Annotated in this window: 19 protein-coding genes, 2 tRNA genes, 1 other RNA gene and 1 riboswitch; of the genes, 12 read left to right on the top strand and 10 right to left on the bottom strand. The window is 44.6% G+C overall.

Annotation, left to right across the window (positions count from 1 at the left end; genetic code table 11):
- Positions 1-85 precede the first annotated feature (85 nt).
- Positions 86-1,150, top strand: coding sequence for a TlpA family protein disulfide reductase (locus WS34_RS15585; RefSeq protein WP_286693706.1), 1,065 nt, complete (start codon positions 86-88; stop codon positions 1,148-1,150).
- Between the two features lie 43 nt (positions 1,151-1,193).
- Here the strand turns inward: WS34_RS15585 and metF are convergent, their stop codons facing one another.
- The 7 genes from metF to WS34_RS09900 form a co-directional block, all read right to left on the bottom strand.
- Entirely contained in the window at positions 1,194-2,150 is a 957-nt protein-coding gene (gene metF, locus WS34_RS09930) for a methylenetetrahydrofolate reductase [NAD(P)H] (RefSeq protein WP_022159501.1), read from the bottom strand.
- Between the two features lie 33 nt (positions 2,151-2,183).
- Positions 2,184-5,720 (bottom strand): methionine synthase, encoded by a 3,537-nt coding sequence (gene metH, locus WS34_RS09925; protein WP_286693707.1) that lies wholly within the window; start codon positions 5,718-5,720, stop codon positions 2,184-2,186.
- A gap of 1 nt (position 5,721) precedes the next feature.
- Positions 5,722-6,468, bottom strand: coding sequence for a UPF0280 family protein (locus WS34_RS09920; RefSeq protein ID WP_046404558.1), 747 nt, complete (start codon positions 6,466-6,468; stop codon positions 5,722-5,724).
- A gap of 16 nt (positions 6,469-6,484) precedes the next feature.
- Entirely contained in the window at positions 6,485-6,898 is a 414-nt protein-coding gene (locus tag WS34_RS09915) for an NIL domain-containing protein (RefSeq protein ID WP_013613557.1), read from the bottom strand.
- Positions 6,899-6,927: 29 nt separating this feature from the next.
- Positions 6,928-8,070, bottom strand: a complete 1,143-nt coding sequence (locus WS34_RS09910) for a homocysteine biosynthesis protein (protein ID WP_046404555.1) — start codon at positions 8,068-8,070, stop codon at positions 6,928-6,930.
- 303 nt (positions 8,071-8,373) lie between these two features.
- Positions 8,374-8,478: riboswitch (SAM riboswitch) on the bottom strand.
- Positions 8,479-8,620: 142 nt separating this feature from the next.
- A complete protein-coding gene (locus tag WS34_RS09905) occupies positions 8,621-9,205 on the bottom strand; it encodes a porin family protein (protein ID WP_046404553.1) in 585 nt (194 codons plus the stop codon).
- A 23-nt stretch (positions 9,206-9,228) separates the two neighbouring features.
- Positions 9,229-9,990, bottom strand: coding sequence for a TrmH family RNA methyltransferase (locus WS34_RS09900; protein ID WP_022159505.1), 762 nt, complete (start codon positions 9,988-9,990; stop codon positions 9,229-9,231).
- Positions 9,991-10,082: 92 nt separating this feature from the next.
- Here WS34_RS09900 and tamL (WS34_RS09895) point away from each other — a divergent pair, with 92 nt between their 5' ends.
- The 9 genes from tamL (WS34_RS09895) to WS34_RS09855 all read left to right on the top strand — a co-directional run bounded on the left by tamL (WS34_RS09895) (position 10,083) and on the right by WS34_RS09855 (position 23,461).
- Entirely contained in the window at positions 10,083-12,461 is a 2,379-nt protein-coding gene (gene tamL, locus WS34_RS09895; protein WP_286693705.1) for a translocation and assembly module lipoprotein TamL, read from the top strand.
- 16 nt (positions 12,462-12,477) lie between these two features.
- Complete coding sequence (locus WS34_RS09890; protein ID WP_046404550.1) at positions 12,478-13,422, top strand: sensor histidine kinase; 945 nt, start codon at positions 12,478-12,480, stop codon at positions 13,420-13,422.
- Positions 13,423-13,481: 59 nt separating this feature from the next.
- Entirely contained in the window at positions 13,482-14,153 is a 672-nt protein-coding gene (locus WS34_RS09885) for a response regulator transcription factor (protein WP_022159508.1), read from the top strand.
- Positions 14,154-14,885: a nucleotidyltransferase family protein gene (locus tag WS34_RS09880; RefSeq protein WP_046404549.1), complete on the top strand. Its 732-nt coding sequence runs from the start codon at positions 14,154-14,156 to the stop codon at positions 14,883-14,885.
- Positions 14,886-14,991: 106 nt separating this feature from the next.
- Complete coding sequence (locus tag WS34_RS09875) at positions 14,992-19,656, top strand: translocation/assembly module TamB domain-containing protein (protein ID WP_046404548.1); 4,665 nt, start codon at positions 14,992-14,994, stop codon at positions 19,654-19,656.
- A complete protein-coding gene (gene tamL, locus WS34_RS09870; RefSeq protein ID WP_286693704.1) occupies positions 19,653-22,049 on the top strand; it encodes a translocation and assembly module lipoprotein TamL in 2,397 nt (798 codons plus the stop codon). The genes WS34_RS09875 and tamL (WS34_RS09870) overlap by 4 nt, the downstream gene beginning before the upstream one ends.
- A gap of 64 nt (positions 22,050-22,113) precedes the next feature.
- Positions 22,114-22,201: transfer RNA gene (locus WS34_RS09865), tRNA-Ser, on the top strand.
- Between the two features lie 107 nt (positions 22,202-22,308).
- A complete protein-coding gene (locus WS34_RS09860) occupies positions 22,309-22,839 on the top strand; it encodes a DUF5063 domain-containing protein (protein ID WP_022159513.1) in 531 nt (176 codons plus the stop codon).
- A gap of 10 nt (positions 22,840-22,849) precedes the next feature.
- Complete coding sequence (locus WS34_RS09855) at positions 22,850-23,461, top strand: 3'-5' exonuclease (RefSeq protein ID WP_046403266.1); 612 nt, start codon at positions 22,850-22,852, stop codon at positions 23,459-23,461.
- Here the strand turns inward: WS34_RS09855 and WS34_RS09850 are convergent.
- Entirely contained in the window at positions 23,410-24,552 is a 1,143-nt protein-coding gene (locus WS34_RS09850) for a hybrid sensor histidine kinase/response regulator (protein ID WP_022159515.1), read from the bottom strand. The genes WS34_RS09855 and WS34_RS09850 overlap by 52 nt on opposite strands.
- A gap of 6 nt (positions 24,553-24,558) precedes the next feature.
- Positions 24,559-25,305 carry a GAF domain-containing protein gene (locus WS34_RS09845; RefSeq protein WP_046404546.1) on the bottom strand — a complete coding sequence of 249 codons (747 nt, stop codon included), beginning with the start codon at positions 25,303-25,305 and terminating at the stop codon, positions 24,559-24,561.
- A 381-nt stretch (positions 25,306-25,686) separates the two neighbouring features.
- Between WS34_RS09845 and ffs the strand changes: the two genes are divergently transcribed.
- Positions 25,687-25,786, top strand: an RNA gene (gene ffs / locus WS34_RS15580) — signal recognition particle sRNA small type.
- Between the two features lie 13 nt (positions 25,787-25,799).
- A tRNA-Thr gene (locus tag WS34_RS09840) sits at positions 25,800-25,873 on the top strand.
- A 345-nt stretch (positions 25,874-26,218) separates the two neighbouring features.
- Here the strand turns inward: WS34_RS09840 and WS34_RS09835 are convergent.
- Positions 26,219-26,967, bottom strand: a 749-nt coding sequence (locus WS34_RS09835) for a hypothetical protein (RefSeq protein ID WP_046404544.1), incomplete at its 5' end; no start/stop codon positions are given.

Genomic DNA, 26,967 nt, shown 5'->3' with positions numbered 1-26,967 from the left:
GCGGAATTCAATCCCTACCGGGGTAATGTATTTCAATCGCCGGTACTGAACGAGGATGGCACAGCAGCCCCCAAAGAATACTATCGTGATTACTGTACGGAATACGCCGGAAAATCTCTTGCTTGCCCGTTGGGAAACGATGATGATTCCGGTACGGGAAAGAGTCGATAATCTGAAGTATGCTTTGTTCGATTACCGCGATTTCTTTCCTTATTTTATGGATTTTCTGCCACAGGCCCGTGAGTTTCAGGAAAAGCTGACGTTCCGGGATGAGACATTCGCACGCTTGGTGAAACAAACGATTGATTTCGATCTCGATTATTATGCTTTCCGGATTTTGAATGCCCTGAAAGCGGGTAAAGATACTTTTAAGCCGAGCCGTCCTACTCCGGCCGATTACCCGGCCTATTACGAAACCATTATCTCCCGGGATAAATTAACGGATGCTTCGGTACTGGAACAACCTTATGGTTACGATTATTTGCAACGTTATACGACATTTGCCCTGGCAAAAGAGGGTGAAAAAGACAATTTATCCAATCGGCTTAAATGGTTGCCGGATGATTTGCTGAAAGCGGAAGTCGTGCTTTGGTATGCCGAACGTTGCCGGACTTATGAAAACTATCAGAAAATACTCGGTGAATATGGCAGTTTCCTGACAACTGAAAATCACCGGGAGCGGATGAATGCCGTTTCGGCCAGGCTGTATCAGGGGAAGAAGGGCGAAATGGCAGCCGATTTCACTTATCCCGACCGGAATGGTAAGCTGGTATCCTTGTCCGATTTCCGGGGTAAGGTTGTACTGGTGGACGTATGGGCTACGTGGTGCGGTCCCTGCCGGGCGGAAATCCCTCATCTCGTGAAACTGGAGAAAGAAATGGAGGGTAAAGATGTCGTTTTTATCGGTGTATCGATCGATCAGAAGAAAGATCACCGGAAGTGGCTCGAGGTTCTGGAGCAGGAGGGGCTTAGTGGTGTACAGCTTTTTGCTGGCGTGTCTCCGCAAATTATGAAAGACTATAAATTTACCACAATTCCCCGTTTCATGGTATTTGACCGGGAAGGGAAAGTAGTGTCGACTAACTCCCCCCGTCCCTCGAATCCGGAATTGAAAAAATTATTGGAAAAATTATTGAATTCGGGTTTATAAACTGAGTTAATTCTACTTTTTAAATAGTTACTTTTGTAACTATTTAAAAAGTACGTTTTAAAATCTCCCGGATGTTGTCGGCTTTTCCCATGGTATAATAGTGGATAGCCGGGGCACCGTGGGCTAATAAATCCTTGCTTTGGGCTGTACACCATTCGATGCCTACCTGATAGATGGCTTTATTGTCTTTACATTTCCGGACTTCGTTCATCAGTTCCTGGGGCAGGTCGATACTGAAAGCCCGGGGGAGCATTTCGATGTGGGTTTGCGTCGAGATGGGTTTCAGGCCGGGGATGATCGGAACAGTGATACCGGCGGCCCGGCATTTGGCTGTAAATTCATAAAACCGGGTATTGTCGAAAAACATTTGAGTAACGATATAATCGGCTCCTGCATCTACTTTGCGTTTCAGATTTTCGATATCGATGTCTATATTCGGGGCTTCATAATGTTTTTCGGGATAAGCGGCGACACCGATACAAAAATTAGTAGGTACGGCATTTTTCAGACATTCGTCCAGGTAAATTCCCCGGTTCATATTGTGGATTTGTCCCACCAGTTCGCAACTGTAACGGTGGCCGTCGGGTTCGGGAACGAAATATTTTTGGCCGGGGATAGCATCTCCGCGTAAAGCGACTACATTCTGAATATCCAGGAAGTTCAGGTCGATCAGGTCGTTCTCGATCTGATGTTTACTGGCTCCTCCGCAGATCAGATGGGGGACGACTTCTACGGGAAACCGTTTCATAATCGCTGCTGCAATGGCTACCGATCCCGGCCGTTTGGTGATGGTCACTTTTTCAAAGGTACCGTCGGCCGTTTGGCGGAATTCCACTTCATCCCGGTGAAAGGTGATATTGATGAAAGGAGGGGCGAATTCCATCAGAGGTTCTATGGCTCCGTATAGTTTGTTGATATCGCTTCCTTTCAATGGAGGCACCAGTTCGAACGAAGCGAAAGGTGCCTTTTTCTGATTGATAATATCGATTACTTTAGTCATTATGTACTGGTTATGGGCGTAGCTCGCCCGGTTTTATAATCCTAATAATCTTTTTCCTTCTTCCAGGGTGATCGCCCGCTTCGTGCAATAGTCCGTCAACTGGTCTGCACCGATTTTTCCAATGCTGAAATAACGGGCAGCAGGATGGGCGATGAGCATACCACAAAGACTTGTCGTCGGATAGATCGCATAAGACGTGGTCAGGGAAACCCCGATTTTAGACGGTGCATCCAATAGGTCGAAGACATCTTTTTTCAGTGAATGATCCGGACAGGCCGAATAGCCGAAGGCCGGGCGGATCAGGGACAAACCTTCACTCAATTGTTCCTGCATCCATTCGGCCAAAGCTTCGGTTAACCGGGCACATAAGCTTTCACGCAGCAGATGGCTGAAGTCGTGGCAGTCACAACCGCCCTGTTTGTCGGCGACTTTCAGAGCAAATAACCCGATGGTGGAAGTTCCGTAAGCCTTGGGACAGATATAATCGGATAAACTCAGGCATTCTTGCCCCGCTTTTTGTTGACGCAACATGGGGAGACGGTGACCGTTATCCAATACGATTTCGTCATCTTCTGCATAGGCATCGAAGAAGTTGACCACGATCGAAGCTTCGAATTCATTGCCGGCAATAACGGTGCCCAACATTTCCAGAGCGGCCTGGTAAGTACGGTCGGCTTCTTCATGCTGATGAATGATTTCCGGGAATTTACCCTTGAATCCCCAGAAATGGAAAAATGGAGTCCAATCGATTTTAGCGATCAGGTCCTGCAAGTCCATATTTTTTCCCAACAGATTGTGTTCTCCGAAACTGGCAGGCAACCGGTAACTTTCCCGGTCAAAGACAGGAGCCAGGGTCTGGGCTTCTGTATAAGGAAGCAAACGGTCTTGTTTATGATAATATTGCCCGCGTATTTTTTCCTGTTCTGCTTTCACTTGTGCGAGGTAGGACGACCGGTCGGATAGTAGCCGTTTCATGATCCCTGCAGTCCGGGAGGCATCTCCCCCCTGGATGACACCATAATCGTATCGGGGTGCCAGTTTTACAGCGGTATGTACGGTTGAAGTGGTCGCTCCGCCTACGATAAGCGGAATCCGAAGCTGCTCTTTCTGTAGTAACTCACACAAAGCTTCCATTTCGCTTAAGGAAGGAGTGATGAGTCCGCTGACTCCGATCAGGTCTGCCCGATGGGCTTTAGCTGCGGCAACGATTTTTTGGTTATCGACCATCACCCCCAGGTCGATGACATCGAAATTGTTGCAGGTCAATACGATACTGACGATGTTTTTACCGATATCGTGTACATCTCCTTTGGCAGTTGCAAGGACAACTTTAGGGCGCTGTATATTTTCTCCCGTACCGGCGTTGTGTTTCTCGATCTCCGGTTGTAAAATTGCGACAGCTGCTTTCATCGCTTTCGCCGATTTTACCACTTGGGGTAAAAACATTTTTCCTTCACCGAATAGTGTCCCCACTTTATCCATCCCCTGCATCAGGGGACCTTCGATGATTTCGACGGGAGAGGCATAAACGGTCAGCGCTTCGGCCAGATCGGCTTCCAGATATTCCGTATTACCTTTGATCAGAGCGAAATTCAGGCGTTCGGATAACGTACGGGTACGCCATTCTTCATTTTTTATAGCCTTTCCGTCTGCGGTTTTCTGCCCCTTGATTTGTTCGGCCAGTTCAATCAGGCGTTCTGTGGCTTCCGGGTGTTTGTTCAATACCACCTCTTCTACTGCTTCCAGTAATTGAGGTTCTATCTCATCGTATACCTGTAACATGGCCGGATTGACGATGCCCATATCCATGCCTGCCTCGATCGCATGGTAGAGAAATACGGAGTGCATGGCTTCGCGTACCGGGTTATTTCCCCGGAAAGAAAACGAGAGATTGGAGACTCCGCCGGAAGTACGGCATCCCGGCAGGTTGGCCTTGATCCAGGCTATTGCCCGGATGAAATCGACGGCGTAATTATTGTGCTCTTCCAGGCCTGTTCCGATAGCCAGAATATTGACGTCGAAAATGATGTCTTCCGCACGGAAACCGGCTTGCCGGGTTAAGAGCCGGTAAGCCCGTTCACAGATTTCGATTTTACGTTCATAAGTGACAGCTTGTCCCTGTTCGTCGAAAGCCATAACGACGACAGCAGCTCCCAAATGATGTATTTCCCGGGCTTTTGCCAGAAACAGATCCTCTCCTTCTTTCAGGCTGATCGAATTGACGATACATTTCCCCTGGGCATTTTTGAGTCCTGCTAAAATGGTATTCCAATCCGAAGAATCGATCATCAGGGCTGCCCGGGCAATATCGGGGTCATTGCTGATATAACGGACGAAAGTGGACATTTCGAGAGCACTGTCGAGCATGGCATCGTCCATGTTGATATCGATAACCGATGCCCCGTCCTCGATTTGTTTCCGGGCGATCCGGGCAGCTTCTTCATAAGCTTTGGCGTGGATGAGTTTGGCAAATTTAGCGGAACCGGCAACATTGGTCCGTTCACCGACATTGATGAAGTTATTTTGGGCTTTATCGACTACGACCTTGTCCAGACCACTTACCACAAGCTGGGCCGGGATAACCGGAATCTGTCGGGGAGAAATGGCTTGAAGGGCTTCACGTATGGCCCGGATGTGCTCCGGAGTAGTACCGCAACACCCTCCCGCGATATTGAGTAAACCTGCTGTGGCCATCTGTTTCAGACAGGAAGCCGTTAGCTCCGGGCTTTCATCATATTCTCCCATTTCGTTGGGAAGACCTGCATTAGGATAAATACTCAACGGACAAGGCAGCGTCTTGGATAAGCGTTCGATAAACGGCAATAAGTCGGTGGCCCCGAACGAACAATTCAATCCGAAACTGAACAGCGGGTAATGGGATACGGTGGTGTAAAGTGCTTCCAGGCTCTGTCCGGTGAGCGTCCGCCCACTTCTGTCGTTGATGGTGGCCGATAACATGACAGGGAGTGAAGTCCTTTTTTCTTCCTGTACCTGGGTAATGGCATAAAGGGCTGCTTTTGCATTCAGACCGTCGAAAACGGTTTCCACTAACAAGAGATCTACTCCGCCGTCGATTAATCCGCTTACCTGCTCTGCATAAGTCGAGACCAGGGTATCGAAGTCCACTGGACGGAATTCCGGCCGGTTGACATCCGGTGATAGGGATAATGTCTTGGAAGTCGGTCCCATACTGCCGGCTACATATACCTGGTGTGAAGCTGCACGGGCTTCCGTTACAGCTAATTTCGCCCCCGCGTAGTTTAAACGGTATACGAGCTTTTCTCCCCGATATTCGGCTTGTGAGATGGCGTTCGAGTTGAAAGTATTGGTTTCGATAATATCGGCTCCTGCTTCGATATACGACCGATGAATCTGCCGGATCACTTCGGGACAGGTCAGGTTCAGGATATCGTTGTTGCCTTTCAGGTTTACCGGATGGGAGATAAATTCACTACCGCGAAAATCGGCTTCTGTCAGACCGTAGTGCTGGATAGCTGTTCCCATGGCTCCGTCGAGGATCAGAATCCGCTTCTTGATTTCGTCTTGTATCATAGTTGTACGTTCGTTCAATTCAAAAAAGTTTGAGTTCAAAATTACCGCATATACCTAATTTATCGTCTTTGATCGCAATGGCGGCCAGTATGTCTTCCTGCTCCCTGATTTTTTCGATGCAGGTCTGGACATCCTCCGCTGTCTGAATCGTGTTGGCGAAAGCGGTTGCATAAGTGTCGGCCAGTATCACGTCCGAACAGACAATCATCACCGCATCGGCTTTACCGAAGCTGAGTGACGGACCGACGGTTCCGGAAGAGGTACAAATCCCGAGGGGGGCATAGGCTGCCTCGATATGCAAACCGACCTTTTCAGACAAGGGGGAAGAACCGGCAAATACCGAAATATCCATATCCTGACAGAGGTCGGCATAAATATCCCCTCCGTTTTCGACGATCACTTCTTTTATACCGAATCGTTTTTTCAGGTTTTCCCCTACTTTCAGAGCGACGGCGCCGGCTACGGCACTCATCGGGCCGATACCGCTTGTTTGTGCTGCCCGCGACATCTCTTTGAATATGCCGGGAGCATCCTCGCTTGCCTGAAAGGGGGTTAAAGCCTGGGCATAATCCGGATGTAAACCGATCCAGCGGTCCATATCCGTCCGTAATTCCCGGACAAATCGTTCTGCACAGACCGGTATTTCCGGTTGCCAGGAACCCCGGTCCACGCCGATACACAGATCGGTTTCTTTATAAGCTATGGTAAAATAGCTCCAGCGATCCTGACGGAAATGCTTGCGATAGGTACGATCGATATATTCCATACGGCATAGGGTAAATTCAGGCTTCGGCAAATTCGATCCGGAATAGTTTGAGAGGACAAGCTTTCAAACATAATTTGCAGGCAATACATTTTTCCGGATTGAAATGCAGTTTCCAATCCGGTGCCCCTATGGTCAACGCGTGGGAAAAGCAGGCCGATACACAGTTGCCACAATCGATACAGAGGCTCGCGTCATACGATACTTTACTGGATACCGGACTTACCGTAACTCCGTTTTCGATTAAATAGGCGATACCCTGGTCCAGTTTGTCGGTATCAGCTTCGAGTTCGACTAATAGATTACCGGATTTCCCGGCTTGTATTTCGGCTTTCAGTATATTGATCCGGATATCGTATAATTTGACCAGGTCATAGGTCAGCGATCTGTCGGTAGCATCTACCGGGAAGGATAATACAACTTTCTTTATCATGATGTTTCTAATTGACAAGGTTTTAAATTTTAATCTTCAATGGCTTTCAATCCGTTCAGGCTGGCTTGTACAGGCATTGGCCGTACCGGTTCGGTGAGTAAAAATTCACCTTTCTGAATCCAGCTTTTCAGTAAATCTGCGATTTCCCGGGCTTTGGCCAGACTGGAAAGGGGCGCTGTTCTTACTTTATGGCCATTGATTTCGATAGCACCACTTTGTAGAGCGGCATAATTCGTTTTTCCCAGGATTTGATTGCCATTCCCATAATCGACGACAGTCGTTTCGATTTGTTCATTCCGGATAGACACTCTTTTTGCTAGATCTTCGTCCAGAATAGGGATAGGAATTCCGATTCCGACATATAAGGTGATACCGTATTTTTCGATATATGCCCCCCGGAGGTATTGGGTGTTCATGTTTTTCAAGTCACCCACAACGGCTATCGTACGGGCATTACTAGTGGGAATACCGTGTTCATTTACCGCTTTGGAAGTGTTGAACTGAGTGCCGTTCCAGGTGACATAACCGTCTGTACCGCAAAGGAAAATATGAGTTCCCAACCCGATGGTCCGGCATTCCGGATCGTTAAGCAAGGGCGATAGCTCACCGGCAGAACTGTAAGAGGCATTCCTCATCTTAGGAAGCAGCGTACCCATGTAGGTATATTTGATCTGATCAGTGGTGTTGGTCGCTACATTATAGTTTTGGTAACAATTTCGCGGATTGTATAAGATAGCTTCATTGATGCAATTCTTGTTGATAATAGCTTTTATATGTTTGCGGGGATAACAATCCGTCCCTTTTCCCCAGGCTTCCAGTGTAATGTCTTTACCATTGACCAGGTCTTCGATGATATGGGCTCCGCCATAAGCCGGAGAGGATGGGTTACAATCTGTAGCGCCGACATAAGTATCTACCGCTGCCAGTCCACCACTAACCCGGACGCCGTTCAATTCGATCTTCTCCATCCGGATAGGGGGATTGGAATGACCGAAATTCAAAAATGCACCCGAAGAACACATCGCTCCGAAAGTGGCGGTGGTTACTACGTCTACTTTTTCTGCAATTTCTTTGGGTGATAATGTCTTGGATAATTCGGATACTTCTTCGGCTGTCAGTACTACGGCAGTCCCTTTTTTTATCTTTTCATTGATTTCTGCGTAAGTTTTCATTTTGTCGTTTTTTAATGAGCGTTTCATGTCTGGGGCGTTTACCCTTTAAATTGGTCAGGATATAGTTCGGATTCGACTATACCACTATAAAATAAACATTAAACCGAATGTTTATTAACGGGGCTTGCCAACTACTACCTGGTAGTATCGTAAGCCGGTAAATCGGAATAGGGGGTATAAAAGATCAGCGCATGCAGCGCATGTCCATAGAAGATACAAAAAGAGAGAAGAATTTGAGATTCCGGTTTCTCCGGTCGGTGATGTGGGTTAAATAATCTGCTTTTTTCATCTTACTTTTGTTTTAAATTATAACTCCTGTTATCAGGCCGGGTTTTGGCACCTTTCGGAAAGTTCCGGAGGTTGTCGGAGTTTCATAGAGCCCAGTCTCTCAACTCCTCTTTATAATTCAAACAATCTTTCTTAAGGATTGAATTGACAAGACAAAGAAATAGGAAATATTTTGAAAAAACAAATGAATGCCGGGGAAAAAATGTGCTAACGTTTTAAATAGCCCACAGGGACGGGCAGTGGGCTATTTTTAAATGTGGTCTTAAATAATCTTTAGTCCCAGGGTGAAATTGAACGACCGGGGAGCTTTCAGTTCATGACCTAAATTTTTGAATGCTTTTTCATAATCGATATCGAAGGTCAGTTTCCAGACATCTACCCCGACGCCGACTTTACCGTGCCAGTTGGTTTTATCGGTACTGATATCTCCTAGTTTTTTCAGGTTTTTTACTTTCCCGACGGAAAGTACCGGTCCGAGGAAGGCCCGTAGTTTAACGATAGATAAATCCAATACTTGGAAACCCAACATAACCGGAATATCGAACGTGTTGAGTTTCAGATCGAGATTACTGGGGTCTTCTCCTACAGCCAGAGTTTGAGTCTCTAATACACTTTTCTTATGCGAATAGTTTAAAGCAGGTTCCAGATAGAGTTTTCCCAGATTGACGCGCATAAATGCGCCGACCATATAGCCAGTATTGGCTTGTGTCCCGATAGCCTGGGGGATATCTTTGAATTTTATCCGGTTACTGGAAATCCCGCCGTGAACACCCAGATTGATCGGTAATTGGGCCATCGCTCCGAAACCCAGGCAACAGATGCATAATAACGTAAAAATCTTTTTCATTTCGTTTTATTTTAAATTGCTGATTACATCCTTCTTTTGAATTCCGACAGAATAATACCGGTAGCTACTCCGACGTTCAGCGATTCGGTCGATTCGCTATTCCGGGCGAAACTCGGAATTGTTAGTTTCTGTCCGGTCAGCGCTTCTATTTCTGCTGAAATACCTTTCCCTTCGTTCCCCATGACGATCAGGCCCCGGGTACTTAATGCTGTCGTATAAATATTTTTCCCATCTAAAAACGTGCCAAAGACAGGAAGGCCTTCTTGCTTCAGTTCGTTCAATAAAACAGGGAGATCCGTATAGAACGTCTTGACCCTGAAGATGGCCCCCATGCTGGCTTGTACACATTTGGGATTATAAACACCGGCACAATCGGCATCACAGAATATGTTTCCGATTCCGAACCAGTCTGCCACCCGGAGGATGGTACCCAAATTACCCGGATCTTGTATCCCGTTCAATACCAGGGATAAAGAATCGAGAACCTCTTCCTTCCGATAGATATGGACAGGTATTTCGGCCAGTGCGATGACTTCGGGTAAAGATTGGAAGTTGGATATCCCATGCATTTCCCGTTCATCGGCTTCAATGATATTTACGTTTGACAACGCTTTTTTGTTTTGTTCGAGCCAAGACGGGAAAGCGATCAGGGAATGGATTTTCAGGGGAGAATGCAACAGTTCTCCGACCAGTTTTTCCCCTTCGATTTTAAAGAGATTATATTTTTCCCTGAATTTCTTTTTTTCAAGGTTTTGGACTATTTTTGTTACCTGTTTGCTTAACATGGTTTGTGCCTCTACATCGGTTTTAGCGTGGTTTTAATCCTGAATAAAGAGCAATTCAGAAGCTGTGCAAAAGTAGTAACATTTTTTGAGATTTGGAGAAGTGGGTTCCATATAAGATTGTTTCGGAATATTTTATCAGCCAACCGTTCATCAGCTTACTGAAAAAGCGAGGGGGAATTTTGTTATTGACGGGCTTTATGCTGGTCATGGTATCGTGTTCGCCTACCCGTTATGTGGGGAAAGATGAATATCTGTTGAATAAGGTGAAAGTGAAGGTAGAAGAGAAAGGGGTGAATTTTTCTGAATTGAAAAAAACGGTGCGGCAACGTCCTAATACGCGGATATTGGGAGTGGCTCGTTTTCATCTGGGACTTTATAACCTGAGTGGGAAGAATGAGAATAAGCGCTTTAACAAATGGTTGCGTTCCATCGGTGAAGCTCCTGTGATTTATAGTCCTTTCCTGACCGACAGAAGTGTGACCCAGTTGAAATTGTACCTGAACAATAAAGGTTTTTATAAAGCTGAGGTGACGGATTCCGTTTGGTTTAAAAAGAAAAAGGCTCATGTTGTGTACCGGATTTATCCCGGTCCGCTGACTCGGGTAAAAGATTTTACTTTCCGGGAAGACAGTAGTTTCCGGGCCGGAGGATTACCCGAAAGCTCTCCGTTAGTACAATTGGTTTTGCGGGATACCAATCACACTTTGTTGCATCAGGAAATGCCGATGGATATAGAGATATTGGAAGATGAACGGGAACGGATCACTCATATGCTCCGGCAAAACGGGTATTATAATTTTTCAAAGAATTTTATTCATTATTATGCCGATACCTCGCGGAGCGGTAATCCGGAACAGGCTCATCTTTTGCTGAGCATCGTCAACAGTGTGTCCGACAGTATGGCTTACCGCAAATATAAAATAAAGCACATTCAGGTAAATTTGGATTATGATCCCCTGCTGATGGCCAATGGACTCGATTCGCTTTACCGGCATACCCGTTACGGTGAATATGGGATTGTTTATCGTGGCCATATGAAGATTAAGCCGAAGGTGATCCTGGAAACGATCCAGTTCAAGGAAGGAGAATTTTATGATGTCCGTAAAGTGGCTGATTCCTATTCCCGCCTGCAAGCCTTGAATCTGTTTAAATTTATCAATATTATTTTCCGGGAAGAGCAAAGGGAAGACGGTGAGCCGGTGTTGTTTTGTGAAGTGCAGCTTACTCCGCTCAAACGGCAGTCTTATAATGTCTTTCTCGAAGGGACCAACAATTCCGGGAATATCGGGGTCGGAGGTAACTTTGCTTATAATCACCGCAATTTGTTTCATGGGGGGGAGAATCTGACCTTGAGTGTATGGGGGGCTTTAAAAAAAGAGAAATTGAAGGAAAATGAAATTTTCAGTACCACCGAAGTCGGTACGGAATTGAAGTTAGTGACACCTCAATTTTGGATGCCGGTTTTTCGTATGGATGAATTCCGCCGCAATTTTGCTCCTAAAACTTCGATCTCTCTCTCCTTCAGTCAGGAAAATACACAGTTTTACAAACGCCGTGTAGCTAGTGCTAAGTTCGGTTACCTTTGGCGGCGGGCAGATAATAAATGGCGGTATAATTTCGATCTCATCGATCTGAATTATGTGCTGATGCCGAGTGTCGATTCGAGTTTTATCAGTGAATTGAAAAATGAATATATCAAAAGTGCCTATACCAACCATATGATTCTGTCGGCGAATTTTTCGGCTGTGTTTACCGACCAGGTGGTCAATTCTGCACAAAGTTTTAATTATTTCCGGGGTAATCTGGAGACTTCCGGGAATTTTCTTTTGGCTATGGATAAACTTTTAGGGGCCAGAAAATCCGGTTCCGAGGAAGAACGTTTTTATAAAATTCTGGGTGTCCGGTATGCCCAATTTATCAAAGCCGACGGTGAATATCGGTTCAATCATTACCTGAATAAAGCCAATTCGGTCGTCTACCGGTTGTTTCTGGGTTGTGGTTATCCCTACGGTAACATGAAGGCTTTGCCTTTTGAAGAGGCTTATTATTGCGGAGGTGCCAACGATATCCGGGCTTGGCAGGCGAGAACTTTGGGACCGGGATCTTATGCTCCGCCGGATAAGTATCCGAATAATGTAGGAGACTTTAAGTTGGAAGCCAATGTGGAATATCGGTTTAAACTATTCTGGTTATTAGAAGGAGCTTTATTCATCGATGCCGGGAATATCTGGAATATCAATCGGTATGAGAATCGTCAGGGTACGAAGTTGTCTTCCGGATTTTATAAACAAATCGCTGTCGGAACAGGGGCCGGACTACGGTTGGATGTCAATTTTTTTCTGCTGCGTTTTGATCTTGGTTTGAAATTACATGATCCGATGCAGGCCGAAGGGCAACGTTTTGTGTTGTTGAATCGTAATGGAGGTTTTAATAAATCTGTATTTAATATAGCTATCGGATATCCGTTTTAATTTTAATGAACTTACTATGTTGTCCACTATTCTCGTTTATGTTTCGCTTTTTTTACAGGTTGCTGCTGCCGTTATTGCCATTAGCTTGTTTAAGCGGACAAAATTCAATGCTTCCTGGATTCTGATTTCCATCGGATTTTTGTTGATGGTGGTGTCGAGGGTCTTCGATTTATGGCCTACGATTTATCCCGAAATGGAAGATGAATTGGCTATTGTACAGAAGATTCTGGCTTTTATCATTGCTTTGGTCCTCCTGATCGGAGTATTTTATATCCGGAAAATTTTTCAATTTATGCGAAGAGTGGATGAGATCCGGCGCGAATCAGAGAAACGGGTACTGGCAGCGGTTATCCGCACGGAAGAGCAAGAACGGCAGCGTTTTGCGAAAGAGCTGCACGATGGGCTGGGACCTTTGCTGAGTGTGATCAAAATGCTGGTCTCGGGGTTGGATACCAATAAAGAAAGTGAAGTCAACGAAAAGATAAAGCAGAATTTGCGGCAGGCTGTGGATGAAGCGATTAGCGGGGTCAGGGACATCTCGGCCAATATCAGCCCGCATATCCTCAACAATTTTGGCTTAAAAGATGCGGTAGAGGCATTCATAAAACGGATGCGGCAAGCCGATAATTTTAAGGTGTATTTTACTACTAATCTCGAAAATCAACGTTTCAATTATAATATCGAAGTGGTGGTCTACCGTGTTATCTGCGAGTTGATCAACAACACATTGCGGCATGCTGCAGCCTCGAAAGTGACGATCGATTTACAACTCGAAGAAGGAATATTATATTTAGAATATACCGACAACGGTATCGGATTCGATGTAAACCGTATTTCCGGACATACCGGTATGGGATTGGATAACATGCGTTACCGGCTGCAATCCGGTAACGGGGATATCGAGATTGTCAGCGAGCATGGAAAAGGGATGCGGGCCAACGCTTTTATTAAAGTCTTTTGACTTTCTGACTTTATTTTTATCTTTGTTTATCAGTTACGGATGTAAATGTTTATCGATTCATGGACACAAAGAATTTGAAAAAATTAAGAATCTATATTGTTGACGATCATAAGTTATTCAGGGAAGGATTGAAATTGCTTTTGTCTACCCAGGATTTCGTACACCATATTTACGAAGCTTCCAGTGGACGCGACTTTATTGAAAACCTCTCCTTTGTAGATTGTGACCTGGTGTTGATGGATATAGAAATGCCCGAGATGAACGGGATAGAAGCTACGGAACAGGCCCTGCGGATCAGGCCGGATTTGAAGGTGATCGTGTTGTCTATGTACGGGGATGAACAGTATTACTATAAAATGGTCGATGTCGGAGTAAAGGGGTTCGTTCTCAAAAATTCCGGTATAGAAAAAGTGATTGCGGCAATCCGGGCTGTCGCCGCCGGTGAGAATTACTTTTCCGAGGAGTTGCTGGTGAATATTCTCAATAATATGCGTGATGGCGGGCAACATAAACCGGAACCTGAAACCCCTGATAATGAAATATCCGAGAGAGAACTCGAGATTTTGTATCATGTATGCCTGGGACTTTCCAACCAGGAAATTGCAGATAAACTTTTTATCAGTAAGCGGACAGTGGATAAACATCGGGCGAATCTGTTGAGTAAGACCGGATGCCGGAATACTGCTGCGCTTGTCATGTATGCAATTAAAAATAAGATGATAAATATTTAGATGAACGGAATGATATTTGCAGCGGGATTGGGTACCCGTTTGCAGCCTTTGACGAACGATCGGCCCAAAGCATTGGTGGAAGTAGCCGGTAAGCCTTTGCTTGAATATGTCATACGGAAAATGATAGTGGCGGATGTACAGCGTATTGTGGTGAACGTGCATCACTATGCCGACCAGATAGAAGCTTTTCTGTGCGAACGACATTTTTTCGATTGGGATATCGTGATTTCCGATGAACGGGAGAAATTACTCGATACCGGGGGCGGACTTCTGAAAGCCAGGGAGTTGTTCTGCCCGGGTGAATCGGTGCTTATTCATAATGTAGATATATTTTCAGATATCGATATACCTGCCTTGCTCCGCTTTCATCGGCAAAATAAGGGAGATGCGACCTTGGTTACCCGGACCGGCGGGAAAGGCAGAGGATTGAGATTTAATCGTGAAGGGATGCTGAAAGGATGGGAAAATAAGGCCACAGGGGAACAAAAACCGGTAGATGAAGAATTTTGGGATTCCCGGAACTATGCTTTCTGTGGAGTGCAGGTGGTGAGCCCGGAATTTTTAGAACGTATGTCAGGAAAGGGGGGCTTTTCGATTATAGACGAATATCTGTCACAGGCCAGGCTTCACCCGATACTGATGTATTTTTACGAAGGACGTTTTTTAGATTTAGGGACTCCTCAGGCGATTGCCGAAGCCGAAACAATGTTGATCGATTCGTGCAACCCGTAAGGATCTTTTTACGTTAATTAAAGACTTTACGGAATAGCAGGAGGCAGGCCTTGCAGCGCTTTTTTACGATCTGAATAATGGTAATTGCGAAGAATAAAGCTTAAGCATGAAAAGATTTTTTAAATATCTGGGCAGAACGATTTTAGCAATTTTAGGGTTGCTACTGCTTATCGTGTTTTTGCTTTATTTACCTCCTGTACAAAATTTCCTTTTGCGCAAAGCCGAACGTTATGCTGCTTCGCATTACGACTTGGAAGTCCGGATCGGGCATTTCCGTTTGGGTTTTCCTTTTGATCTGGTTTTGGACGATGTGTATGCCGGGAAAACTGCCGGAGATACCCTGGTTGCTGCAGAGGCGATCCGGCTTAGGGTGAATATCGATCGGATATTTCGTAAAGAACTCGGTATCGAACAGTTAGGTCTGAGACAGGTGAAGTTCGGATTAGCCGGCGATACTACCGGTATGCAACTGAAGGTGGCTGTCGGGAATTTGGGGGTGCAGGAGGGACGGATCGATTTGGAACGGAAAAAATTGATAGTCGCTGAGATTAGCCTGGAAGAAGGGGATGTTTTTTTGAAATCCGGAGCCGGAACAGTGGAAGATACAGTGCAGAGTAATCCTTTGGATTGGGGGATCGAAGTCAGGCAGATAAAGATCCAGGACGTCGGTTATCGCATGTATACCGAGGGGTTGCCTTACCTGGGGGCCGGAATAAAGGACGGTTCGCTGACTGGCGGAAAAGTTTTGTTGGGGGAGCAATCCGTCGAAATAGATGCTGTCGCTGTCGGAGGGGCTTGGTGTGACATGCAGATGGGAACGGAACAATCGTCCGGGACACCGGTCACCGAACCGTCCGGTAGCCAGCCTTGGCTGATACGTGCAGGGAGATTACAATTGGAGAACAGTGCCTTTAGTATGAAGACTGCCGATGCCGGGCAAACCGATTTGGTGCTGTCCGGTATTGCCGTACAAATCGACAGTGTATATAACCGGGGAACGGTTGTGCGGGGAAACCTGGTAGATCTGAGGGCTGTACAGCAAAACGGAATACAGCTGCAACAGATGCAGGCACAGGTGGATCTCGATTCGGCCCGGACAGCATTGAGGGGGGCATTTATCCGCACCGCTCATAGCAAGATCGAGTTGACAGCCCGGGCCGATACTTCGATGAATAATCTGATGAAACGGGTACCCTTGATCGTTCAGCTGAATGCCAGGGTTGGGCTGGCCGATCTTACTCCCTTTTATGACGGAATCCCTCAGGACTTAAAACATAGTCAGGTAGATTTGAATACGACTTTCAGTATAGATGAAAACAGAGTCCGGTTCGACCGCCTGGATGCCGGTATGACCGGAAAATTCCGGTTGACTGGAAAAGGACAACTGCAATCCTACCGGGACCTGAAAAAAATAAGTGGGGTGATCGATTTGCGGGCGGAGATGCCGGACGCTACCTTTGCTAATGTTTTCTTAAAAGAAGGGATCGTGAAGATCCCGGCCGATGTATCCTGGTCGGCGAATCTGAAGGCTAATCAGGGAGCTTTGGAGGCTTTGGTGCGCTTGTGTTCCGATGCTGGTTGTATGACCCTCGACGGGAGTTATGATTTGAACCGGGAGACATATAACGGCGAATTGACCCTGAGCCGTTTCCCACTCGATCGCTTTTTGACTGTCGATTCGTTAGGAAGCGCCTCGGCCAATTTCCGGTTGGAAGGCCGGTATTTTTCGTGGCCTCAGGCAAAGACCTCGGTAAATGCCGGAATCCGTCAGTTGTTTTATAAAGAGCACGAATATAAAGATATTACTTTACAGGCTACCTTGGATAAGACGCATTTACGGGGGACTATGGTTAGTAAAGATCCCGATGCTCCTTTGGATTTGGTTTTCCGGGGAGATTCGCTGCAACAACAGTATCAGGTCGGTTTGGGTGGTTATATCGGCAAGGTGGATCTGCAGGCCCTGCATTTGATGCAGGAACCTTTGACTATGGGGCTGAAAGTAGATTTGCAAGGTTTTATCGGGGAACATTCCGCTTATGCTTTAAAAGCCCGCTTCGATAGCCTGAGCATGGCAGATAGCAGGAAGACTTATACCTTGGGAAGCCTGGATATCGATATGGCCAGCGATCTGAAGAAGACGACACTGGATGTAAAGACCGGTGATTTACAGTTAACTTTCCGGGCCGATACTTCTTTGGCCGGTTTTGGGGAGAGTGTTGGGAAAATTGCAGGGATTGTCGGGAAGCAGATCGCCGGTAAAGATATCGATATGGAACAGATCAAAGCGGAGTTGCCTGTTTTTAGTATGCACTTGAAAGGTGATCAAAATAATGCGATCGCTAAATTTTTGAAGGCCAGGAATATGGGATTTCGTCGGCTTTCTCTGGATATCGTTTCCCGCCAGCGGTCAGGTATCCGGATGGGGATCACGGCTACGGCTCCCTATTTTGGGACGGTACGTCTCGATTCGGTACAGATGGGTATCTGGCAGACCGGCAAGAGTCTGGTGTATGCATTGGGAGCCGGTAGTTCCGACCAGGCCTGGAAGGGACTGTTCAATATCAACCTGACCGGAAAAATGCAGGGGAATCAATTCCGGATCGAACTGAAACAAAAAGATGCCCGGCAACGAGTCGGATTCGATATGGGTATCAATCTGGTGATGCTGGACAGTGCTTTTACGGTGAGCTTTTTCCCGATGACTCCTATTCTGGGGTATAGCCGGTGGATTGTCAATGCCGATAATAAAGTAACGGTTTATAAAGATTGGAAGATCGATGCCAATCTCCGGATGGCCTACCAGAATAAATTGGTGAGTTTGCAGTCTCTGCCTGATGAAGGAGAAAGGACGGATCGGTTACAGGTGGAGATTACCGGTATAGACCTGAAAAAATTGACCGAAATATCACCGTTCTTACCCGATCTGAGTGGTATCCTGCATACGGATTTATTGTTGTATACCGATCGTAAAACCTTCGGTGCCGAGGGAAATATCGGAGTGAATAATCTGTTTTATGAAGAACAGCGGATGGGTACCCTCGATTTGGATCTGCAGTATGCAGGAAAGGATCATTTAACCGATCATGCCGTAGATTTTGAGTTGAAAATCGACAGCATCCGCCGGGCGGTAGTGCAGGGGACTTTCGCTACATCCGAGACCAACCGGGAGGTCATGCTGGACGTAGATATACCTTCCTTACCTTTGTATATGGTCAACGCTTTTGTTCCGAAAGATCTGATGAAACTGGAGGGCGAGTTGACCGGCGCATTACAGTTTCGTGGAACGGTAGATCGGCCGGATTTGAACGGTGGATTGGGCTTTCGTAATGGAAAAGCCGATGTGGTGATGTTGGGTACCACATTCGGATTGGATACCACCCGCCTGATTGTAGACAACGGGAAGATTTTATTTCGGCAATATCGGTTTATTGCTCCTAACAAAAGTGATATGGTGCTGAACGGAGCGATTACCCTGACTCCGTTCGACCGGATGAATATGGATATATCTGTAAAAGCCGGTAATTTCGAGGTCGTGAATGTAAAGAAAAATCCGACTTCGCTGATCTATGGGAAGGCTTATATCAATCTGGATTCCCGTTTGGCCGGGGCCTTTTCGAATTTAAGCGTTTCCGGAAATATCAATTTGCTCAACCGGACCAATATTACCTATACTTTGCGTAGTTCCGGACCCGAACTTGTGGACCGTAGTGCCGATTTGGTCCGTTTCGTATCGTTCAGGGATACCACCTTGAATGAGCGTGACGATCTGACTAACCGGGTAAACACCAGTAGCTTTGCTTTAAAAATGTTGATCGAGATCGGAGATCAGGTGACAGTAAACGTCGAATTATCGGATGATGGAAGTAATAATATCGTCATCCAGGGTGGGGGTAATCTGGTTCTGGCCATGAGTCCTGAAAACGGACTTACCTTGTCGGGGAAATATATTTTATCCGGAGGAACCGTGGTTTATAATATTCCCATTGCAGGTAAAAAAGAATTTAATATTCGCAGTGGCAGCTATGTGGAATGGACAGGAAATGTGATGAATCCGATGTTGAGTATATCCGCTTCCGAACAGGTGAAAGCTACGGTTGTCGACGGAGAACAGAATCGACTGGTTACTTTCGAGGCTATCATCCGGATACAGAATACATTGACCCGACCGGATATCTCTTTTGACCTGTCAGCTCCCAACGATATGGTGGTACAGAATCAGTTGGCGACTTTTTCTCAGGAAGAACGTACCCGTCAAGCGTTGAATCTATTGATCTATAATACTTATACCGCTCCTGGGGCTGCTAAGTCGGGAAGCGGAGGAAGTATGGCCAACAATGCTTTATATAGCCTGGTAGAAAATGAATTGAATAAGTATACCCGGAAGACCGGTTTTACTTTTGGCGTCGATTCGTATAATACCGATGAAAATACAACCCGTACCGATTATACGTATCAGTTCTCCAAACAATTTTTTAATGATCGGATTCGGGTGAAGATCGGTGGACGGATTTCTACAGATAATAATGAAAATCAGAGTAATAACATAGAAGATAATCTCGTCGACGATATTTCTATAGAATACGTGATTACGAAGAAGAGAAATCTATTTTTGAAAGTGTTCCGGCATTCCAACTATGAGAGTGTACTGGACGGCGAAGTCACTCAAACGGGTGTCGGTATTGTTTGGCGGAAAAATTTCCGTAAATTTAAAGATCTCTTTAAAAATAACCGAAAATCGGAAAGAGAAACAAAAACGGAGAGTCAGAAATGAAAGTAGTCGAATTCATCAGAAAGTATGCCCGGAAGTCTGACAAAAGTCGGTTCAGTCACTTTTGTCCTATTTGTAGTACCCTGACCTTTTCTTCTTCTTACTTTTTACCTTTAATCTTTTTCCTTTTCCTTCTTTTTTCTTGTTCGACGACTAAAAAACTGACAGAAGATGAAGTATTGTATGTCGGAGTAAAAAAAATGAAGATCGAGGCCCCTCAGAAAGTGAAACTCAACAGTACACAAAATTCAGCCGCTTCCGGTCCGCTGTCTGTGAAACCCAATAATCCGCTGTATTCTCCTTATGTCCGTTCGCCTTTCCCGATCGGGCTGTGGGTATATAATTGGAATATAAAAAAAGAGAAAGGTTTTAAATGGTGGTTATATCGTAAATTGGCTAAGAAACCGGTGTTGATTTCAGATGTACAGCCCGAATTACGGTTGAAAATGGTGGATAATGCCATGAAAGACTTCGGTTTTTATGGGACGACTTCCCGCTACGAGATTATTCCGCATAAACGGAATCCTAAAAAAGCCCGCATCAGCTATTGGGTCGATTTGCCTCAGCCTTTTCATTACGGTAGTGTACAGTTGTGGGGATGGGATCCTCCGATGGATAGTATCGTGCGCTCGTATATGCGGTTCTCCGAACTGAAACCGGGAAGGCAATACGATGTGAATGTCCTCAATCAGGAGCGGCAACGCATGTCCGATCGGTTGAGAAATCACGGTTATTATTTCTTCCAACCCGATTATATCGAATTTTTAGTCGATACCACTCAAGGTGGAAAAATGGCCGACGTACGAATCGGATTGAAGCAGGGAATTCCGCAAAATGCTTTTCATCCTTATAAAATCGGTGAGGTGAAAGTGATGCTGTCGGGAAATGAAACGACCGGCGGGCAAGACACGATACAGGCGGATCAGGTGAAAATCATTTATGAGCCTCCGCTACGGCTGAAACCGAATGTGATCACCCGGGCGGTGAAGACGCGACCCGGACAAACTTATTCGGCTATGCGACAGAGTCGTACACAAGCCGGATTTGTACAGTTGGGCGTATTTAAGTTCGCCAATATGACGATTACCGTGCCCGATACGGTTCAGGATCGCTTGCTGGATATGCAAATCAACGGCGATTTTGCCCTGCCCATTGAAACGGAAGTGGAGGTGGATATGTCTTCCAAGTCGAATAATCTGCTCGGTCCGGGATTGACATTAGGGATTACTAACCGGAATATGTTCCGCCGGGCAGAGAATTTCAGTGTCCGGTTGACAGGATCCTACGAATGGCAAATCGGAGGAAATAAAAAATCGACAGGCAATTCGGGCTTGATCAATTCTTATGAGCTGGGGTTGAATTTTAATTTGTCCGTGCCCCGGTTATTGGTTCCCAAACTGATGAAAACGAAACGGGATAGGAGAGAACAGACCCATTTTCAGATCGGTACGGATTTGCTCAACCGACATAATTTTTTTAGGATGATCTCGTTTTGGGGAAGTGCGACCTATGATTTTAATTCTTCTACCCGGAATTATCATTCCGTCGTACCTTTTAAACTCAATTATACCTATCTGTTGCGTACTTCTCATGCCTTCGATTCTGTTGTAAATAAAAATCCCGCAGTGGCGCAGAGTTTTAAGAATCAGTTTATTCCGTCGATGTCTTATACCTATACGTACGACCGGGCTGCGACTTATCGTAATCCCAACCGGTTGTTCTGGCAGACTTCGGTCACTCAGGCCGGTAATATTATAGCGGGCCTGCAGTATATCTGCGGGAATCATCAGGGGGAGGGCAAACAAATTCTCAATAATCGTTATTCTCAATTTTTGAAGCTTACTTCTGAATTAATCGGTTATAAGACTGTGGATAATAATAATCAATTGGCCATGCGGATTATGGGAGGGATCGGTTATGCTTACGGTAATTCGAAAGTAATGCCTTACAGTGAGCAATTTTATATCGGCGGCTCGAATAGTATCCGGGCTTTTCATATCCGTTCGATCGGGCCCGGAAGTTACCATCCCAGGGAATCGACCTATTCTTATCTCGATCAGACCGGAGATATCAAACTGGAAGGGAATGTCGAGTATCGTTTCAAAATATACGAACGGTTTAAAGGGGCTTTGTTTATGGATGCCGGGAATGTCTGGTTGTTGAACAATGAAACCCAGCGTCCCAGAGGAGAATTCAGAATCAAAGGATTATTGAAAGAAATTGCTTTGGGGACCGGATTCGGACTACGTTACGATTTTTCCTATATCGTGGTCCGTGCCGATTTGGGAATACCTATACATGCTCCTTATAGTACAGGCAAGTCCGGATATTATAATATCGACGGCAGTTTCTGGAAAGGTCTGGTACTGAATCTTGCGATCGGCTACCCTTTCTAAAATTTATTTTATCTTTTACTTTTTACTTTTTACTTTTTATCCTATCTTTGCCCCGCCAAAGTAAGGAAAGATGCAGGAGTGGCTGAACTGGCACGCCTGGAAAGCGTGTAATCCTCTAAAGGGATTCCGGGGTTCGAATCCCCGTCTTTCCGCAAAGAATGACATTCTGGGAGGGACCTGGAATGTCATTTTTATTTCCCGTAAGTATACCGAGGTAGGAGGTAAAATGCTACCTTTGTAAAATAAAAGAAAGTAGTTTATGGAAGATTTTCAACATGTTGGATATAGCAAAGAAGTCATCGAGTTTGTTGCAGTAGCCAAGGAATTTTGTGATTTTGTGGAGACGGCACCTCAGATGCAGCGCAGGGATTTTATCCAGCGTTTGCAGAAGTTTATTCCTTTGATCTATTTGAAGGGCTCCTTGCTGCCGGAGAGTGATAGCGGAGATAGTGGATTGATCGAAGATATCGTCACCGAAGACGATTATAATTATTTATATGGACAGCTTCATCAACTGTTGGGAGAATACGATGAATACCTGGAAGTTTTCGATGATAATATGCAGTTTAGTGAAGTTCCTGTCGTACATTCGATAGCAGAGAAAACTTGTGATATATACCAGGACCTGAAGAATTTTATTTCTTCTTTCCGCTGTGGGATACCGGAAGTGATCGGAGAGGCTTTATGGCAATTGAATAATAGTTTTGAATTGTATTGGGGAAAAGCTTGTGCCGGAGTGTTGAGGGCGGTACATCATGCTGTCTATCAAATAAAAGATGAGGACGATTAAGTTTGAGAAAATGTTGACTGATTTAAAAAAGACCATAGATCGGAAAGAAATAGATCTGTTACCTCCTTACGTGTTTTCGGGCGAAGTGAAGGTAATAGAAGAGGCAAGGCAGGTCGGGGAGGCGGCTGATTTTTTAAGTAGACATGCTTGCCTGGGGTTCGATACGGAGACTCGTCCCGCTTTTCGGAAAGGAGAAATTTATAAAGTGAGCTTATTACAACTGGCGGTCCCGGACCAGGTCTTTCTGTTCCGGTTGAATAAATGTGGTTTTCAACCGGCTTTGGTTCGGCTGCTGGCTAGTCCCCGGATTATAAAGATCGGTGTCGGTATCCGTGACGATAACCGGAATTTACGTAAGTTGACCGATTTTACACCTGCCTCTTTTGTAGATCTACAGGAATATGCCGGACGCTTTGGTATTGAAGACAAATCTTTTTCAAAATTGATGGCTATTATTTTCGGGGTGAAGATTTCTAAACGTCAGCGTACTTCCAACTGGGAAGCTCCGGCATTGACTGAAGCCCAGATTCGCTATGCCGCTACCGATGCATGGGGGGCATTGAAGATGTATCAACGGCTTACGGCTTCTGCAGAAGAAGAGGCTTTGGGAATAGTGAAATAGAAAGTGGTTCCTATTCCCTCTTGGGAATAGAAATGGAGTTTCCCCTTGTTCATGCGGATAAAATCACGGCATAAAATCAGGCCTAATCCACTTCCTTTTTCATTGTGAGTACCGTAGGTGGTGATGTATTCATCGGATTTCAATAAATGGGCCTGAAGATCTTTGGGTATGCCTTTCCCGTTGTCTTTGACATATATTGTCCAGTAATCACCCGAGTCTGCAAGGGATAGTTCGACTTGTCCACCTGTATAGGTAAACTTGATGGCATTGGAAATCAGATTGCGTAATACGGTTTTTATCATGTCTTCGTCGGCGAAAATATCGAACTTCCCTTCAATACGGTTGATCAGCTCGATTTCTTTTGCATTGGCTATTGCACTGAATAGTGAGACGACTTGTCTGGCTACAGGTGTGAGGTTGAAAAGAGTAGCATAAATTTTCGTTTTACCATTTTGGTTCCGGGTCCAGCGCAAGAGATTTTCCAGCAGATTAAAAGCTTCCTCTGTCGTTTCATTGATCATCTCGAATAACTTTGAAATTTGAGGATCTTTGATTTTAGCCTTTTGTGCCTCGATGGAGGAATTGATCATTTTAATGGTGCCGATAGGGGCTCTCAGGTCATGAGCGATGATGGAATACAGTTTATCCCGGGCTTCCAGACTTTTTTTCAATTTCTCGTTTTGCCGGCGGATGACCCGTTCGGCCCGGAGCAGGGATAACTGGTGCTGAACCCGGATGACCAGTTCTTGGGGACGGAAAGGTTTGGTGATAAAATCGATATTGTCATAATTCAGGCATTCCGGAATGTGATTCTCACTAGTCATGGAAGTGATGAATAAAACCGGGATGGCGCCTGTGATTTTATTGGTTTTGAAATCCTGTAAGATCGTATTCTCTTGCCGGACCGATTTGTCGATATCCAATAGGATCAGATCCGGAGAGGTGGTACGGATTCGTTGAATGGCTTCCTGTTGATTACTGGCTTCGAGAAGCATAAAATCAGCTTCCCGGAGAGTCTTTAGGATTTTTTCCGGATCACTAAAGGATGAAGTAATCACTAAAAGAGTATATTGACAGTTGTTAATTGGCATGTAGGATTATTTTACAGAAGGAATAGAACAAATTTTATCTAAATTTGTAAAATGTTGCTCCAGACTGGTCACTTCGGGGAGTTCCGGATGCTCTATTTTGTTTTTAAGTTGATCCCAGACCGGTTTTATCTCTTGTAACCAATGACGTAAATGATTCTGTTTGATTTCCAGCTCTAACCGGGCAGCTCTCTCTTGTTTGAGGTGGACAGTTAAGCGTTTTATAAGTTGATAATTATCCAATTGTAAAGCGATAACCGAGGACAGATCTTGCAGGCATTTAATTTCTTCCGGAGTCCAGGGGTGAGTCGTCGAACATTGGGTGAAAGCGATAAAAGCAAATTGTGATCCCGATTCGAATAAAGGTAATAGTAACATTTGGCGGCAATCGGTAGCTTTTAGTAACTCTGCTAATTCCGGATTACCCGACACATCCGATTCCTGAATAATTACCTGATTTTGTGTACAAAGTTGTTGTACAAGTTCCCGGTCGTATATCAGGCTGTTGTGCCTGAATTCTTCGGGAATGGCTTTTAACGACTTTTCATGCCAGTTATAAGTGATCGTATAAGTCATATTGTGATGAACCTCGATGATGTATATACGATCATGATTGCTGATTTTGCCGATCAATTCCAAAGCCTTTTCCAAACTTTGAGAAAATTTACTACCGGATGTAAATGCAATACTTAAACGCATTAAAACATCAGGAGTGATATGTTTCATTTCCATAGGAGCATGAGTATTGTCCCGCATAGCATTGAATGTTAATTTTGGGACGCTTTTTATAAATTAAACCTGTTATTTATACCTTGAATGTGTTCGAGAAGTTGCGAAGAAGAGCTTATTTAACTTTTAAAGGAGGTAAGGGTGTAGGTATAATTTTTTCTTTCTATTCCGATTTCGGGTTCTGTGTCGTCAGACCGGTTCGCCTGGAACGGTCCGGTAAGGCTTTCCCTTACTGACTGCCAGAAGTGACCGGATCCCCGAACACAAGCCCTGAAGACGAATAAGAACAAGATTAATTCTACCTTTTATTTGTTGGTATACAACTGTTTAATGATTGTTGGAAATATTTTTTGATAAAAAGTATTCCAAATATTTGTCAGCAATATGTTTTTTTGTACTTTTGTGCCCGGGTAAGTCCTATGCGACCAGCTCCTGCAGAACCCCCCCAGGGTCGGAAGGCAGCAAGGGTATGTGGTTGTAGCGGTGCGACATAGTCAGCTTACCCGTTTTAACGAAATGATGCCTCTTTAGCTCAGCTGGCCAGAGCACGTGATTTGTAATCTCGGGGTCGTTGGTTCGAATCCGACAAGAGGCTCGAATAAAAGAAACCTTCCAACTTGATGTTGGAAGGTTTCTTTTATTTTGGGATTTTGGGACGGACCTTCCGTGTCCTGAAAAGTGTGTATTTCCCGATTGATCCCCGGAATCCGCTGTTTTTGAGGTGTTGCCTGAAAACAGAAACTCCCGAAATTTATTGAATTTCAGGAGTTTACTTCGTTTTCTCGTCTTGAAAAGTGATCCAGCTGGGGTTTTATACCCAATTGTATTTCCTATATCTTCAATAAGTTACAAAAACACGTTTGCAAACTCCACCTATTTCGCAGCAGATAGATTTCTGTCGGTTGCTGCCGTTTACAACGCAAAGATAAGTTTTTATTAACTAATTGAAAAAATTACATAACTTTTTATAGAAAGAATATAGTAATACTCCAATAATCGAATATGACATACCGATAAGTCCACTTATAACTATAAAAACACTAATACCAGAATTATAATAACACATTATAAATAATACAATTATGACAAACAAAATACCAATACAAATACTTCTCCATAAATTCTTTCGATTCGCTTTTTCGTAATCCATTTTAGGAACTAATTTTATTGATTTATGTAAAAGGCCTAAATATATAGGACAATTTGAATCACTATAGGAATCTTCTACTAAGAAATTAAAAATAGCACTTTCTTTACGATTTAACACGGGTATCAAATATTCCCTACAAGAAAGCACATAAGCTATTTTGTTTTGTAAAAATTCAGGTTGAGGAAGTCCTACATTAGCCTGATTCTGAGTAAAACTATTATACTCATTCAAAACCTCATCAAAATAATCTTTAAATTTTGGTGTCCAAAACACAAATGTATTACTATTAGTAACAAATCCTTCATTACCTTGGAAACTCGCATTCTTTTCAACAGAAAAATTAATAACAAGATTTTCATAATCAACATTATTATTATTTTCTATCTCTACAGTAATAATTTTCAAATTGTTTATTTGTACATCTTTTAACTTGTTAGCTAAAGCACCTCCTAAGTTTTCAGACAATGTAGGTATCATCTTCTGAACTCTTACTGAATACTCAAGCGTCCCAAACTTATTTTTAAACTTTTCGATCAATA

Origin of the sequence: Odoribacter sp. N15.MGS-14 (assembly GCF_000980245.1) — a bacterium.
GTDB classification, from domain to species: Bacteria; Bacteroidota; Bacteroidia; order Bacteroidales; family Marinifilaceae; genus Odoribacter; species Odoribacter splanchnicus.
This window is presented reverse-complemented; position numbering and strand designations above follow the sequence as displayed.

Excerpts from the sequence above, each read along its gene's own strand:
- WS34_RS09890 (WP_046404550.1), top strand. The coding sequence starts at position 12,478 with ATGTTGTCCACTATTCTCGTTTATGTTTCGCTTTTTTTACAGGTTGCT.
- WS34_RS09845 (WP_046404546.1), bottom strand. The coding sequence starts at position 25,305 with ATGCGGGACAATACTCATGCTCCTATGGAAATGAAACATATCACTCCT.
- metF (WP_022159501.1), bottom strand. The coding sequence starts at position 2,150 with ATGACTAAAGTAATCGATATTATCAATCAGAAAAAGGCACCTTTCGCT.
- WS34_RS09920 (WP_046404558.1), bottom strand. The coding sequence starts at position 6,468 with ATGGAATATATCGATCGTACCTATCGCAAGCATTTCCGTCAGGATCGC.
- WS34_RS09915 (WP_013613557.1), bottom strand. The coding sequence starts at position 6,898 with ATGATAAAGAAAGTTGTATTATCCTTCCCGGTAGATGCTACCGACAGA.
- WS34_RS09875 (WP_046404548.1), top strand. The coding sequence starts at position 14,992 with ATGAAAAGATTTTTTAAATATCTGGGCAGAACGATTTTAGCAATTTTA.
- WS34_RS09905 (WP_046404553.1), bottom strand. The coding sequence starts at position 9,205 with ATGAAAAAGATTTTTACGTTATTATGCATCTGTTGCCTGGGTTTCGGA.
- WS34_RS09885 (WP_022159508.1), top strand. The coding sequence starts at position 13,482 with ATGGACACAAAGAATTTGAAAAAATTAAGAATCTATATTGTTGACGAT.
- tamL (WP_286693704.1), top strand. The coding sequence starts at position 19,653 with ATGAAAGTAGTCGAATTCATCAGAAAGTATGCCCGGAAGTCTGACAAA.
- WS34_RS09850 (WP_022159515.1), bottom strand. The coding sequence starts at position 24,552 with ATGCCAATTAACAACTGTCAATATACTCTTTTAGTGATTACTTCATCC.
- WS34_RS09860 (WP_022159513.1), top strand. The coding sequence starts at position 22,309 with ATGGAAGATTTTCAACATGTTGGATATAGCAAAGAAGTCATCGAGTTT.
- WS34_RS09900 (WP_022159505.1), bottom strand. The coding sequence starts at position 9,990 with ATGTTAAGCAAACAGGTAACAAAAATAGTCCAAAACCTTGAAAAAAAG.
- WS34_RS09855 (WP_046403266.1), top strand. The coding sequence starts at position 22,850 with ATGTTGACTGATTTAAAAAAGACCATAGATCGGAAAGAAATAGATCTG.
- WS34_RS09880 (WP_046404549.1), top strand. The coding sequence starts at position 14,154 with ATGAACGGAATGATATTTGCAGCGGGATTGGGTACCCGTTTGCAGCCT.
- WS34_RS09910 (WP_046404555.1), bottom strand. The coding sequence starts at position 8,070 with ATGAAAACTTACGCAGAAATCAATGAAAAGATAAAAAAAGGGACTGCC.